12 protein-coding genes are annotated in these 13,173 nt (G+C 61.9%); 8 read left to right on the forward strand and 4 right to left on the reverse strand.

From position 1 onward, the window contains the following. Positions 1-13: 13 nt before the first annotated feature. On the reverse strand, positions 14-355 hold the full coding sequence (locus tag ABIB60_RS10330; protein WP_354579670.1) for a hypothetical protein: 342 nt from the start codon (positions 353-355) through the stop codon (positions 14-16). Positions 356-847: 492 nt separating this feature from the next. Between ABIB60_RS10330 and ABIB60_RS10335 the strand changes: the two genes are divergently transcribed. The 6 genes from ABIB60_RS10335 (at position 848) to ABIB60_RS10360 (ending at position 8,003) form a co-directional block, all read left to right on the forward strand. Continuing rightward, a complete protein-coding gene (locus ABIB60_RS10335) occupies positions 848-1,309 on the forward strand; it encodes a hypothetical protein (protein WP_354579671.1) in 462 nt (153 codons plus the stop codon). Positions 1,310-1,586: 277 nt separating this feature from the next. Next, positions 1,587-2,468 carry an AraC family transcriptional regulator gene (locus ABIB60_RS10340; protein WP_354579673.1) on the forward strand — a complete coding sequence of 294 codons (882 nt, stop codon included), beginning with the start codon at positions 1,587-1,589 and terminating at the stop codon, positions 2,466-2,468. 380 nt (positions 2,469-2,848) lie between these two features. Beyond that, complete coding sequence (locus ABIB60_RS10345) at positions 2,849-3,250, forward strand: DUF983 domain-containing protein (RefSeq protein ID WP_354579674.1); 402 nt, start codon at positions 2,849-2,851, stop codon at positions 3,248-3,250. Between the two features lie 106 nt (positions 3,251-3,356). Continuing rightward, positions 3,357-4,682, forward strand: a complete 1,326-nt coding sequence (locus ABIB60_RS10350) for a carboxylesterase family protein (RefSeq protein WP_354579675.1) — start codon at positions 3,357-3,359, stop codon at positions 4,680-4,682. 186 nt (positions 4,683-4,868) lie between these two features. Further along, positions 4,869-6,377 carry a serine hydrolase gene (locus tag ABIB60_RS10355; RefSeq protein WP_354579677.1) on the forward strand — a complete coding sequence of 503 codons (1,509 nt, stop codon included), beginning with the start codon at positions 4,869-4,871 and terminating at the stop codon, positions 6,375-6,377. Positions 6,378-6,653: 276 nt separating this feature from the next. Then, on the forward strand, positions 6,654-8,003 hold the full coding sequence (locus tag ABIB60_RS10360) for an alpha-amylase family glycosyl hydrolase (protein ID WP_354579678.1): 1,350 nt from the start codon (positions 6,654-6,656) through the stop codon (positions 8,001-8,003). Positions 8,004-8,117: 114 nt separating this feature from the next. Here ABIB60_RS10360 and ABIB60_RS10365 read toward each other — a convergent pair whose 3' ends face one another. The 3 genes from ABIB60_RS10365 to ABIB60_RS10375 all read right to left on the reverse strand — a co-directional run bounded on the left by ABIB60_RS10365 (position 8,118) and on the right by ABIB60_RS10375 (position 11,340). Continuing rightward, the gene (locus ABIB60_RS10365) at positions 8,118-9,704 is read right to left on the reverse strand and encodes an N-acyl-D-amino-acid deacylase family protein (protein WP_354579679.1); all 1,587 of its coding nucleotides are present in this window, start codon (positions 9,702-9,704) and stop codon (positions 8,118-8,120) included. 201 nt (positions 9,705-9,905) lie between these two features. Beyond that, positions 9,906-10,724 (reverse strand): class D beta-lactamase, encoded by an 819-nt coding sequence (blaOXA, locus tag ABIB60_RS10370; RefSeq protein ID WP_354579681.1) that lies wholly within the window; start codon positions 10,722-10,724, stop codon positions 9,906-9,908. 37 nt (positions 10,725-10,761) lie between these two features. Further along, a complete protein-coding gene (locus ABIB60_RS10375) occupies positions 10,762-11,340 on the reverse strand; it encodes a YdeI/OmpD-associated family protein (RefSeq protein ID WP_354579682.1) in 579 nt (192 codons plus the stop codon). 139 nt (positions 11,341-11,479) lie between these two features. Between ABIB60_RS10375 and ABIB60_RS10380 the strand changes: the two genes are divergently transcribed. Continuing rightward, a complete protein-coding gene (locus ABIB60_RS10380; RefSeq protein ID WP_354579683.1) occupies positions 11,480-12,433 on the forward strand; it encodes an aldo/keto reductase in 954 nt (317 codons plus the stop codon). Positions 12,434-12,610: 177 nt separating this feature from the next. Further along, positions 12,611-13,108, forward strand: coding sequence for a GNAT family N-acetyltransferase (locus ABIB60_RS10385; protein WP_354579685.1), 498 nt, complete (start codon positions 12,611-12,613; stop codon positions 13,106-13,108). Positions 13,109-13,173 lie beyond the last annotated feature (65 nt).

The raw sequence follows: 13,173 nt of genomic DNA on the forward strand, positions 1-13,173 counted from the left end.
GCAGCGGAATTGGCTAGCTAACTTTCAGGTTGCCGGCGGCGGTGATGAGCGTTTGGCCCAGGTGACGGAGCTGGTCGCCGGTGCTGTCGTGCAGGTTGCGGGCAATGAGGGAGGTTTCCTGGCCGAGGTGTTGCAGGGAGGCAGCAATGGCAGCCCGGTCGTCGCGCTCCACGTAGCCGCGCAGGTTGCGCAGCTCGGTTTGCAGCCCCGTCAGGGCCGAGCCACCGAGGCCATCGAGGGCAGAAATCCAGCCGTCGATGTAGCCAATACCGTTTTCTACGGGGTGGTCGTGGTGATTTTCCAGGGCATCGTAAATGTTCTGGATGGTTTCTTCGATGCGGGCGTTATGATTCATAGGGCAGTGAGATTGAGAGACGGTAACGGGTTTTCAGAAACTGTACGCCGCCGGGGGCGCTGGTGTTGCCACGGGCACTACGGGGCGGCAGTTGCTTACCAGGCAGCCGCTCCCGCTGCCCAGGCCTATCAACGGCCCTCCTTTTCTCTCACCACATCGAAGGCCAGCTTGAACCCGTTGCGAATGGCGTAGCTATCCAGATTCTGAAAAAAGCTACTAAAGTTGCAGTTAAAGCCGCTTGCCAGGGCAATGCCCTACCGAGTGAAATGCTGGGCGCCGGGGGGGCGACACAGCGGCGCTTTGCCCTATCTACCCGGTAACTGAAGAGTGGCGGAAATGAGCCGGGGCGACAGGCCAGTATGTGCCACCAGCAGCGCCTGCGCCACCACGGCCCACAGCACCACAACCAACGGCCTAGAGGGTTATTTGCATGAGCGAGGCGGTATCTTTGGCTGGTTCCAGAAAAACAGCCGTTTCTTTTTACCCACCCGCATGAAAGCCAAAGTCGTGGAATGGATGCGCCGCTACCTGCCGGCCGAGGGGCTGTCGGTGGTGGCGACGCTGGGCGGCGCGGGCCTGGCCTGGCACCTGGCCCCAGGCCGGGAAGTGCAGGCGGCGCTGGCCGGTACCTGGGCCGGTAACGTGGCGTACTTCGGCTGGCTGCTGCTCCAGGATGTGCGCCAGACCCGCCGCCAGCTGCACCGCGGCGGCCAGCGGTACACCCGCCGCACCTTCGGGCAAAATGTGCGGGCGTTGGTAGTGGAGTTTGGCCCCGCTGAAGTTCTCGACAGCCTGCTGATTCGGCCCACTCTAATGGTATGGCTACCCCGCCTGTTAGGCAACCGCAACGGCGGTATTCTGGCTGCCAAACTGCTGGCCGATGTGACATTCTACGTGCCCGCCATCATCAGCTACGAACTCAGCAAAAAGCGCCTGCGCCGGTTTGAGGAATAGAATTGGCGCCCACAGATCAGATCAAAGCTACAAGCTAGCTTCCCTCCTCAGACGAGGAGGAGTTAGGGCTGGTTGATGAACGACAGAACGATTATTAGAACTAGAGCTAGGTGGTGTTCAATGGTTCTCAGCCACCCCTAGCCCCTCCTCAGCTGAGGAGGGAAACTAGCTTGTAGCTTGACTAATGCTCTCTCACAACACTCTTCCGTTACACACGGGATGCCGTTTCCTAGTCGCCTCCTACCTTCACGCCCGCTCACCCTCTTATCCTAGCTGTATGTCCCTGCCCGTTCTCACGCTTGAATCCTTTCCGCAGGGACGGACGCGGCGGCCGTGGTACCTGGAGCGGCTGGCCCAACACGTGGCCAATTTTCCCGGCGTAAGCGTACCCCACGCCCACGATTTTTACCTACTGCTCTACGTTACGGAGGGCCACGGCACCCACACCATCGACCTGATCAGCTACGAGCTAAAACCAGGCAGCGTGTTTTTTATGACGCCCGGCCAGGTGCATCACTGGCAGCTCTCCGACGACGCCCAGGGCTACGTGGTGCTGTTTGAAGCCGATTTTTACCTGCTCCGCTACCCCGATAACCGCCTGTTCGAGTACCCATTCTTCGACCACGCCCACGCCCCAGTGCTGTACTTGCCCGCCGCCGAAACTACGCTGCTGCCCCTCATTGAGCGTATGTGGCAGGAGCATACCGCGCCGGCTCCGCAGCAGGATGAGGTTTTCCGGGCGTACCTGCTGCTGTGTCTGGAGTTAGCCGCCCGCCAGTATCCCGCAGCCCCGGCGCGCCAAGTGGAGGAGCCCCGCCATGCCCAGCAGTTGTTACGCGAGTTTGGCAGCCTGCTCAACCAGCACTTCCGGCAGCAACGGGAGGTGCAGCAGTACGCCGATTGGCTGCACCTCTCCCCTAACCACCTCAACGCCCTGTGCAAACGTCACCTGGGCAAAACGGCCAGCGCCCTCATTCAGGAGCGGGTACTCATTGAAGCCCGCCGCCTGCTGCGCCACACCGATGCCACCGTGGCCCAGATAGCCGACCAGTTGGGCTTTGAGGATGCGTCCTACTTCGGCCGCTACTTCCGCAAACACACCACCCAAACCCCTGAAACCTTCCGGCTGGCCGGTAGTGCGGTAACAGGTAACAGGTAACAGGTAACAGGTAACAGGTAACAGGTTGGTACGTCATTCCGAGCGCAGCCGAGGAATCTCGCGTGCTGAGGTTGGGCTAGTAATCTAACGAAGCGGTAGAGATGCTTTGACTTCGCGGACGCCAGATTAAGCATGACAGATAGTTTGGCAACCGCAGCACGCGAGATTCCTCGACTGCGGCTGCGCCTTCGCTCGGAATGACGTTCTTAATTTATATGGTACTGGTTTATCAGCGCCGGCATGTGAAAGCCTTTCCCTAATACTCTTGCCACCGCACCTGGCCTCGTTGATTTGTACCAGACAAACCCCGAAACGCCTCTTACGCCCGCGTAAGGGGCGTTTTACCTTTGTTCTGTACTTACTCAAGCACTCAATCCAGCATGGCAACTATAGATTCAAATACCCTGGCGCTGTTGCAGCAACGGTGCCCCCGCTGTCACGAGGGTCACTTGTTCACGCATTCGGCTTTTAATCCGGTACGCTTCGCCGAAATGCCGGAACGCTGCCCCGTGTGCAGTCAGGCTTACGAGCCCGAGCCCGGCTTTTACTGGGGAGCCATGTTTATCAGCTATGCTTTTTCCACGGCCATTATGCTGATAACGGGCTTTCTGGTGTACCACCTGCTCCACGACCCGGCTGTGTGGGTGTACGTGACCAGTGTAGCGGTAGGAGCCGTGCTGCTTACCCCGCTGAGCCTGCGTTACTCCCGCACCATTATGCTGTACCTGTTTGGGGGCGTGCAGTACCAGCCGCGCCGCTACCAACCGGCCGGCCACCGGTAGCGGAGCAGCACTTCGGGCTAACAGGGCCGTGGAATTCGTAACGGCAACCCCGCGGCCCTATCGGCGGTATGCAGGGCGGCTCCGGCCGCGTTGTTGCCCCTCCCGCATGACTGATTTTGCTCCCCTGTTCCTGACTCCCGATGGCCCGCTCCTGGGCCACTACCACGCCGGCTTGGTGCGCGCCAGCGGCATCCGCTACGCCCGCGCCGCCCGGTTTCAGTCCCCCACCGACGAGCCCGCTCACCCCGAAACCCGCCAGGCCATTGCCCCCGGTCCGGTCTGCCCCCAGGTGCCCGACCCTGCTTTGCAGGAGGCCTTGGGCCCTGCTCTGGCGGGCCGCACCTTCGAGGAGGATTGTCTGCGGCTGACCGTAACGGCCCCGGCTGATTACCAAACGGGTCCGGCGCGGGCGGTGTTGGTCTGGATTCATGGGGGCTCCTACGTGAGCGGAGCTGGCGACCTGGCCTTTTACGACCCCGCTCCGCTGGTGCGCGAGCAGGGGCTGATAGTAGTAGCCGTGAGTTACCGGCTGGGCATTTTAGGGTTTCTGGGCCATCAGCATGCCCCCGCCAACCTGGGTCTGCTCGATTTACTGGCCGCTCTGCGCTGGGTGCAGCGCAATATTGCCGCCTTCGGGGGTGATGCTGGGTGCGTGACACTGCTGGGCCATTCCTCCGGCGGCGATGCGGCTGCACACCTGATGCTCGTCGAGGGCGCAGCCGGGCTGTTCCGGCGAGTGATTCTGCACAGTGCCCCGCTGGGCCTGGCCCCCGGCCGCGCCCGCATGACCCGGGCCATGGCCGGCGCCGTAGCGCCCCTCCCACTTGATGCCCCACTGGAACAAGTGTTGGCCGCCCAGCCCCGAGCAGCGCGGGCCGCCCGGTGGTCGGGGTTGAAGGCGGGCATGCCGTTTGGAGTGCAATACGGGGCGGCTCCTTTGCCACCCGAAGCTGCCGCCGATGCGGCCTGGCGGGCGGCAGCTACTCACTTCGATGTGCTGATTGGGGCCACCGCCGACGAGTTGCGGTTCTTCGCCGTTATTGCACCACCACTACGCCGCCTGCTCACGCTGCCCCGGCCGGCTCCGGCTCTGGTGCAGGCTCTTATTGCGGCGGGTTCCCAGCGTATTTATGTGGGGCCGGCGGCTGCTTTTGCCCGCCGCCACGCCCGGGCCGGCGGCCGCGCTTACCTGTTTACGGTGCGGTACCACCCAGCGGGGAGCGAGTTTGGCGGGGCCCACACCGTTGATTTGCCCTTGCTGTTTGGCTCCGCCGAAGCTTGGGCCCCCGTGCCGCTGCTGGGCCAAGCAGCCTGGCCGGAGGTAGAAGCTGCCGGCCGCCCCGTCCGCCAGTTCTGGGCGGATTTTGCTCGCACCGGTCAGTTGCCAGCTCACATTCACCTGCCCGGTGTTCTGGACGTGGAAGAGGTCTAAAAAGCCTATACAAAAGGCTCTGGCTAGGTAGTCGGAGCCTTTTTTAATTTCATTACCACAGATAGCCAATACTTTACCGGAACACACTATACGGCGGGCAACCCTTCCGGTTAGCTGTCCATCTGCCCTATCAACTACCCGGTTGCAACCGCACCGCGGATACCTGCTCCTCAACTCCCTTCTACTATGAAAACGCCTTTCCGTTCCCTGTGTGCCGGTCTGCTTGGCAGCGCCTTGCTCTTGACATTGGGCCTTGCCTCCCCCGCTGCTGCGCAAACCGCCCCCACTACTACCCAAACTGCCCCGGCCGACAGCGTGGATATGCTAGTGCAGCAGGCTATGCGGCAGCTGCGGATTCCGGGCCTGCAGCTGGCGGTAGTGCGCCACGGTAAAGTCGTGAAGCTGGGACAGTATGGCCTGGCTAACATCCAGGATTCAGTATCCGTAACCGGGCAAACGCGCTTCTTTCTTAACTCCATCACCAAAGCCTTTGTGGGGGTGGCGGTAATGCAGTTGGTAGAAGCTGGTAAGCTGGATCTGGATGCTCCCATCGGCCGCTACCAGCCCGAGTTACCCGCCGCCTGGCACCCCGCTACGGTGCGGCAGCTGCTCACCCACACCTCTGGACTGCCCGATATTTTGCCCGAGGATGCGTTGGTGACGGAAAACAACGAGGCCGCCGCCTGGCAGCAGGTGCAGAAGCAGCCACTGGAGTTCAAGCCCGGGGAGCGGTTTGCCTACAACCAGACCAATTACCTGCTGCTCGGCCGCCTCATCACCCAGCTCAGTGGGCAGCCATTTACTGAGTTCATCCAGCAGCGGCAGCTGCAAGTGGTGGGCATGCCACGTACCAGCTTCGGCGACGCCCATAATGTGCTACCCCACCTCTCCCGCGGCTACACCTACACACAGTACGTGAACGGTGCGCCGCGCCGGGGTAAAGAGCTGCGTAATCTGTTCGAGGTGTTTCCGCCATCCTTGCGCACCGCGGCTGGCATGAGTTCCACGGCTCAGGAGGTGGCCAGCTGGCTGTTGGCCTTGCAGCAAGGAAAACTGCTACAGGCCCAGAGCCTTACCACGCTCTGGACGCCGGGCCGCCTCAACGACGGCTCCACGCAAAGCTTCGGGGGTAAGCTCAACGGCTACGCATTGGGCTGGCCCACGGCCGACCGGCCCGAGCACCCGGCCGTAGCCCCGGTGGGCGGGGGCCGCTCCGCCGTGTTCGTGTACCCCCAGGATGAGTTGGCCATTGTGGTGCTGACCAACCTGCAGGGTGCCAACCCCGAGCGGTTTGTAGATGCCCTGGCGGCCTGCTACCTGCCCGATATGCGCGTAGCCGATGGGTTCGGTCTGCCACCTACTCTGCGCGCGTTGCATCGCACCCTGCGCCAACGTGGCTTCTCCCACCTAAATGAAGAACTACGCAAAGTCCGCCGCCAGAACCCCGCCGCTGAGCTGCCCGAAACAGCTGTCGATGCCTGGGGCTACTCGCTGGTGGGGCAGGGCCAGCTAACCGACGCCCTGGCCGTGTTCCAGCTCAACACGCAGCTTTACCCCAAAAGCGCCAACACCTACGACAGCCTAGCAGAAACCTACGCCGCCCTGGGCAACAAAAAGCTGGCCACCCAACACTACACCCGCGCCCTGGCCCTCAACCCCAAAAACCGCGCCGCCGCCGAGTATCTAAAGCAGTAGAAGTCATTGAATCATTGAACGTCATGCAGAGGCGGAGCCGAAGCATCTCGCGTGCTGACGCTGTGAACCATAAACCGTCATGCTGAGCTGGTCGAAGCATCTTCTACCGCTTCGCCTGAACTGTTGCAACGCAGCGGTAGAAGATGCTTCGACCAGCTCAGCATGACGGTCTGATTCTAGTATAATGTTCTGGCTTTCCAGGTCTTTTGCCGTACTACCTCTGAAATAAGAACCTCCACCGCTGCCCGTCGTTCAACCGCAGGAAACGACCATGCCATGACTGCCGAAGAACCCTTGCACCCGCACTCCCATCTGTTTCGGGTGCGCCACCCGGAGTGGGCCACCAACGCCACCATCTACGAGGTCAACCTGCGTAATTTCACTTCGGAGGGCACTTTTCGGGCGTTTGAGGACCACTTGCCCCGGCTGGCGGCCATGGGCATTAGCATTGTGTGGCTGATGCCGATTCACCCAATTGGCCAGGTAGAGCGCAAGGGCACACTGGGCAGTCAGTACGCCGTGCAGGACTATTTTGGGGTGAACCCCGAGTTTGGCACCCTGGATGATTTGCGCCACTTGGTGCAGACGGCCCACAGCCTGGGCTTGCGCGTGCTGCTGGATTGGGTAGCCAACCACACCAGCTGGGACAACCCGCTGGTGCAGCAACACCCCGAGTGGTACCAGCACGATACGCACGGCCAGCTCGTGCCGCCCGTAGCCGACTGGACCGACGTAGTAGCTTTCGACTACACCAACCGGGAGCTACGCCGCTACATGACCGGCGCCCTGCTGTATTGGGTGCGCGAGGCCAATATTGACGGGTACCGCTGCGACGTAGCCGGCCTCGTGCCGACCGATTTCTGGGACGAGGCCCGCCTGGAGCTGGATGAGGTGAAGCCGCTGTTTATGCTGGCCGAGTGGGACGAGCTGTACCCCAGCGGTGGCCTGAGCTGGGAGGAATTCAACTCCGACACCAAGCTGCTGGAGCGGGCTTTCAATATGACCTTCGGCCTGCGCCTGCACTACCTGCTCGACCACATTGCCGAGGGCAAGGCCCGCCTGGAGGATATTGATGTGTACCTGGCCGCCGAACGGGCTAAATACCCGCCCTCGGTGTACCTGATGCACTTCACCAGCAACCACGACGTGAACAGCTGGGACGGCACCGAGTACGAGCGGCTGGGCCCGCTGGCACTACCGTTTGCTGTACTCACGGTGCTGCTGCCTGGCATGCCGCTGGTGTACACCGGCCAGGAAGCCGCCCTTAGCCGCCGCCTGCAGTTCTTCGACCGGGACACTGTGGGCTGGTACACCATCCCGCTGCAGGACTTCTACACCAAGCTGCTCCAGCTCAAGCGCCGCCACCCCGCCCTGCGCAACGGCGACGTAGCCAGCCGCTTCAGCCGCCTCCCTGGTCCCGAACAGCTGTATGGCTTCCTGCGCGAGAAAGAAGGCGCAACCGTCCTCTGCGTTATCAATGCCGAAGTCCGGGAAACGCCGCTTATCCTACCGTCGGAAGCAGCCGGGACTTGGCTGGATGTGTTCAGCGGGCAGCAACTACTATTCCAGCAGGGCGACGAATTATCGGTACCCGGCCACGGCTGGCGTGTGCTGGAACGGGTGTAAAAAAAATCCTGTCATCCTGAGCGCAGCGAAGGACCTTGTCACGTTGGAATAGCTCTGCTAACGTGATAAGGTCCTTCGCTGCGCTCAGGATGACAGTTTCATCAATCTTCTGTGCTACTCCTTACCCGGTCCATACAAGACCTGCCCAGCGCGTTGGCCGGTGTGCTGGCCTTCGCGCACGGTGAGGCGGCCATTGACCAGTACGTAGCGCATGCCGACGGAATACTGGTGGGGCTGGGCGAAGGTAGATTTATCCGCTACCACGGCGGGGTCGAACACGACGATATCCGCCGCGAAGCCGGGGCGTAGCAGGCCCCGGTTGGTGAAACCGAAGGTTTGGGCGGGTAGGCTGGTCATGCGGCGGATGGCTTCTTCCAGGGTGATGACGCGCAGCTCCCGGACGTAATAGCCCAGTACGCGGGCATTGGAGCCGTAGCCGCGCGGATGGGGCACGCCCTCCTGCCACACCCGAATGCTGGCATCCGAGGCCACCATATTCTGTGGGTAACGCATGATGTTCTGCACATCGGTTTCGCTCATGCCGTGGAACACCATGCCGGCATCGTACTGCAGCACCAAATCCAAGATAGTGGCGGCTTCGGCGCGGACGTTGTGGGGGCGGTGACGTAGCTGGTTGATTTCCTCGATACTCCGGCCGTTGTAGCTGGGCTCGGGCGGGAAGCTGGCTACCACGGCGTAACTGAAGTGCTTAAGACCCTTGCGTTTTAACCGGTGCGCCAGAAACTGCTCAACCTCGCGGCGCACGATTGGGCGGGCCAGACGGGCACGTAGGGAGTCGCGGCCATCAGCCTGCACGTCGTCGGGTAGCAGGGTGCTGAGGCTGGTGGAGCTGGCAGTGTACGGGTACTGGTCGATGGTGACGGGCTGCCCCTGCTGGCGGGCGGCTTCGATGAGGTTGAGCAACTCATCCGTATGGCCCCAATTCTGCTGCCCGCCCAGCTTGAGGTGGGAAATCTGTACTGGCAGCCGAGCTTCTCGGCCTATCAGCAGCGCCTCCTGAATAGCCTGCCGCACGCTGTCGGACTCGTTGCGCATGTGGGTAGCGTAGAGGCCGTGGTAGCGTCCGGCTACCCGAGCCAGCCGCACTAGCTCGGGTGTGCGGGTGTAAGTACCCGGAATGTAAATCAGTCCCGACGATAAGCCTACCGCCCCGTCCCGCATGGCACTGCCCGTCAGAGCTTCCATACGTTGCAGCTCGGCTTCGGAGGGTTGCCGCTGGGTCCGGCCCATCACGGCTTTCCGCACCGTACCCTGTCCTACCAGTGAAGCCACGTTTACAGATAAGTGCAGGCTGTCAAGCTCGCGGAAATAGCGGCGCAAGTTGGGCCGGGAGGAACCGCAGTTACCGGTTACTACCGTCGTCACGCCGTCGTAGAGGAAATTATCGGCCGTGGGCTGGCGCACTTCGTCGTCCTCAATATGCGTGTGCACATCAATGAAGCCGGGCGCCACCGCCAGGCCGCGGGCATCCAGCACAGTATCGGCGGGGTAGCTTGCGGGTAGTTGACCTACGGCCACAATGCGGCCGGCGCGCACGGCCACGTCGCCCAGCGTCCAGGTGTTGCCGGTGCCATCATACAAGCGGCCGTTACGAATCAGAATATCGACCCGCTGGGGCGTTGTTTGGGCAACCAGCAGCTGGGGCAGCAGAAGTATTGCAAGCAATAAATAAAGGCGCATGCTGCTAAAGTAAAAGGAGACGACTGACCGGATTGTGTCTGAATCAATAAATAGCGTCCTGCTGAGCGCCGCCGAGGCATCTCTACCGCTTCGTCTGCATTGATTCAACGAAGCGGTAGAGATGCCTCGGCGGCGCTCAGCAGGACGTCCCTATTCGCCTTATGAACCTTGAATTGCTGGTACAGTCCGTATCCCTTCAGCTTACAGCCACTTCAGTTCCCGCAACACGGCTTCGGTTACGGCGCGGCGGCTGGCAATGAACTGGTCGTCGTTGAGGGGGCCGGGCTTGGGCGCAATGTTGAGGGCGAAAAAGGCGCGGCGGCCGTTGGCCCGTGTTATCCAGCCTACCAGCCAGCCGTTATCGGGGTTACGGGCCGAGCGGAAGCGCCAGCCGGTTTTGCCGTAAAGCGTGTATTCCGGCGTCTTTTTGAGAATGAGCAATTGCTGCACGGCGCGTTGGTGGCGCTTTTCCACCGGCAGCGTTTCGGCCTGCAAGCGGCGCAGGAAATCCACCTGCTCAAACTGGCTGATCTGGGACTTGCCATCCAGCCAGAAGGTCTCCAGGGTGGCCGGCGTGATTATCATGCCGGGGTAGCCCAGTTTCGGAAGCCACTGCTGGTAGCGGGCCACGCCAATGCGCCGGGCCAGCTGCTGGTAGCACGGCACGCACGACACCCGCAGGGCCTGGGCATAGCTCATATCCTGATTCCACTGCGGGAAACTGCGTTTTACCCCGTCCCAGCGGCAAATTTCGCTTGTATCAGGCAGGGCGCCGGTTTGCAAGCCAATGAGAGTGTTCGGAATCTTGAAGGTGGAAGCCGGCAGAAACCGTTGGCGGCAGCGCTTCAGGTTGTAGGCTACGTACTGCCCGGCTGGCTCATCATAGAGCAGAAACGAGCCCTGCACTCCGTACTGGTCGAATTGCGACTGAAAATTTCGCTCCACAACAACCGGGGCCGGAGGCGCCGACGCAGTAGTCAGCAACAGCAGGCTCAACAGAAATACGGGTATCCAACGCATGGCGCGAAGATACGGCAACCTGTTGCAGAGGCCCAGCTTACACGGCCCGCTCGTTGCGGGAAGCTTTTTCTATGATGCGGGCAATGCGCTGCCGGCGGGTTTCGGGGCGTTTCACGGCTACCAGCTGCTGCAGGATGTGCTTGCGGGTGCTGGGCGGGAAAGCCTGGAAGTTCTGGTGCGCCGCTGCATGTTCCGCAAAGGCAGCAGCCAAATCCGGTGGCAGCTCCAGGGCATCCACCGTATCCAAGGTGGCCCAGCTGCCATCCTGTTGGGCCGTTTCTATCTTGGCTATTCCGGCGGGGTGCAGCTGGCCCGCTGCCTGCAAGGCCGCAATGCGCCGCTTGTTCAGCCCCGACCACACGCTGCCCGTCTTGCGAGGCGAGAAATACTGCTGGTAACATAGCGCGTCGCCTTTGCGGGGCACCGAGTCAATCCAGCCGAAGCACAGGGCCTCTTCCACGGCTTCGGCGTAGTTTAGGTAGCCAAGCCCCTGGGCCTTTTTGTAGAGCGTGAGCCAGATACCGTCTGGCTGGGTGTGGTGAGCTGTTAGCCAGGTGCGCCACTGCGCGCGGGTGGGGGCCTCCAGTACGGGCAGAGTATCGAGTTTGCGGGCCATACCCGAAGATACGCGGACAACGCTACACTCCCGTGCCAGCCGTATCCTAATAACTATCGGGCGTAGCTGGTAGTTATACCGGCTCCTGTCGGCAGGGCTTCGCCTTGCCGTTCTTCCTTTCCTCCTTTCCAAATAAGCAATGCAACATCGTGAACTGGGCCGCTCCGGCCTGCAACTTGCCCCGCTGGTTTTGGGCGGCAACGTATTCGGCTGGACGGCCGACGAAGCTGCTTCTTTCCGCGTGCTGGATGCCTTTGTTGCCGGGGGCGGCAACGCCATTGATACTGCCAACGTGTACTCGGCCTGGGTGCCCGGCCACCAGGGCGGGGAGTCGGAAACCGTACTGGGCAAGTGGCTCCGGCAGCGCGGCCGCCGCGACGACGTGCTCATCCTCACCAAGGTAGGCATGCAGATGGGCGACGGTTCCCAGGGCCTGACCAAGGACTACATCCGCCGTTCGGTGGAAGACTCGCTGAAGCGCCTGCAAACCGACTACATTGACCTCTACCAGAGCCACAAGGACGACGAAACCCTGCCGGTTACGGAGCCTCTGGAAGCTTACGCCGAGCTGATCAAAGAAGGCAAGGTGCGCGCTATTGGGGCCAGCAACTACTCGGCCAGCCGCCTGCGCGAAGCTCTAGAGGCCAGCGCCACCCAGGGCCTGCCCCGCTACGAGAGCCTGCAGCCGGAATACAACCTCTACAACCGCGCCGACTTTGAAAAAGAGTTGCAGCCGCTGATCCTGGAGCACGGCGTAGGCGTGATTCCCTACTTCGGACTGGCCTCCGGCTTCCTCACGGGCAAGTACCGCACCGAGGCCGACCTGTCCAAAAGCATCCGGGGCAGCAGCATCGGCCCCAAATACCTCAACGACCGGGGCCGGGGCATTCTGGCGGCCCTGGATGCCGTGGTAGCCCGCCACGCCGGCTCCTCCCCGGCTCAGGTGGCGCTGGCCTGGATACTGGCCCAGCCCGGCCTCACCGCCCCCATTGCCAGCGGCACCATGCCCGAGCAGGTGCAGGAACTGCTGAAAGCCATGCACCTGCCCCTCACCGAGGCTGATGTGCAGGAGCTGAATCAGGCCAGCGCCTAAGCAGCATCTGGGCTACACGCCACGCCACAGCGCCTCCGGCAGCAGCTCTGCCGGAGGCGTTTGTGTACCCCGCAGCGGTGCACCAGCCCATTTCCTGCCTCTCCTTATTTCACCACCAGAAATTGAGTTTCCGGCTCCTGGTGCGCATCTTACGGCTTCGTCCGCATTTCTCCCCTCATGCTTATTCGTCCGGCCACCCGCTCCGATTTACACGCTGTGTACCGCCTGTGGTGTGAGCTCATGGCCACGCACGAGCAGTACCACCCGGTTTTCGGCTACCACCGCATGGCCGAAGTGGAGCTGAAGCAGGCACTGCTCAACCGCTTGCGGGAGCCGTACACCCGGTTTTTTGTGGCTGAAGTACCGGAGGGCCTGGCCGGCCTGCTGATTGCCATCTATCAGGTTGGCAACGGCGGCATGCACTACAAGCGCCGCGGCTACATTGCCGAAACCATGGTGCGCCCACCTTTCCGGCGGCTGGGCATCGGGCGGGAGTTGTTTGGGGCGGCCCGGGAGTGGCTGCTGCGCGAAGGAGCCGACCACTTGGAGCTGCAGGTAGCCGTGCAAAATGAAGTAGGTCACCGGTTTTGGGCAGCCATGGGATTCGCTCCCACTACCCACCACCTCATGCTGCCCCTGCAGCCCCCGCCCGGCCCCCACGACTGGCCCGAATAACGGCGTGGCGCTAACTGTCGAGCCTTGCTTTGCGTTAGCCAGTATGTTTCCGCTACGTTAGCCGC

It is taken from the genome of Hymenobacter sp. UYP22 (assembly GCF_040547285.1).
Classification (GTDB): Bacteria; Bacteroidota; Bacteroidia; order Cytophagales; family Hymenobacteraceae; genus Hymenobacter.

What these genes read in the sequence shown, in the direction of transcription:
- ABIB60_RS10330 (WP_354579670.1), bottom strand. Translation starts at nt 355, where the DNA reads ATGAATCATAACGCCCGCATCGAAGAAACCATCCAGAACATTTACGAT.
- ABIB60_RS10335 (WP_354579671.1), top strand. Translation starts at nt 848, where the DNA reads ATGAAAGCCAAAGTCGTGGAATGGATGCGCCGCTACCTGCCGGCCGAG.
- ABIB60_RS10340 (WP_354579673.1), top strand. Translation starts at nt 1,587, where the DNA reads ATGTCCCTGCCCGTTCTCACGCTTGAATCCTTTCCGCAGGGACGGACG.
- ABIB60_RS10345 (WP_354579674.1), top strand. Translation starts at nt 2,849, where the DNA reads ATGGCAACTATAGATTCAAATACCCTGGCGCTGTTGCAGCAACGGTGC.
- ABIB60_RS10350 (WP_354579675.1), top strand. Translation starts at nt 3,357, where the DNA reads ATGACTGATTTTGCTCCCCTGTTCCTGACTCCCGATGGCCCGCTCCTG.
- ABIB60_RS10355 (WP_354579677.1), top strand. Translation starts at nt 4,869, where the DNA reads ATGAAAACGCCTTTCCGTTCCCTGTGTGCCGGTCTGCTTGGCAGCGCC.
- ABIB60_RS10360 (WP_354579678.1), top strand. Translation starts at nt 6,654, where the DNA reads ATGACTGCCGAAGAACCCTTGCACCCGCACTCCCATCTGTTTCGGGTG.
- ABIB60_RS10365 (WP_354579679.1), bottom strand. Translation starts at nt 9,704, where the DNA reads ATGCGCCTTTATTTATTGCTTGCAATACTTCTGCTGCCCCAGCTGCTG.
- blaOXA (WP_354579681.1), bottom strand. Translation starts at nt 10,724, where the DNA reads ATGCGTTGGATACCCGTATTTCTGTTGAGCCTGCTGTTGCTGACTACT.
- ABIB60_RS10375 (WP_354579682.1), bottom strand. Translation starts at nt 11,340, where the DNA reads ATGGCCCGCAAACTCGATACTCTGCCCGTACTGGAGGCCCCCACCCGC.
- ABIB60_RS10380 (WP_354579683.1), top strand. Translation starts at nt 11,480, where the DNA reads ATGCAACATCGTGAACTGGGCCGCTCCGGCCTGCAACTTGCCCCGCTG.
- ABIB60_RS10385 (WP_354579685.1), top strand. Translation starts at nt 12,611, where the DNA reads ATGCTTATTCGTCCGGCCACCCGCTCCGATTTACACGCTGTGTACCGC.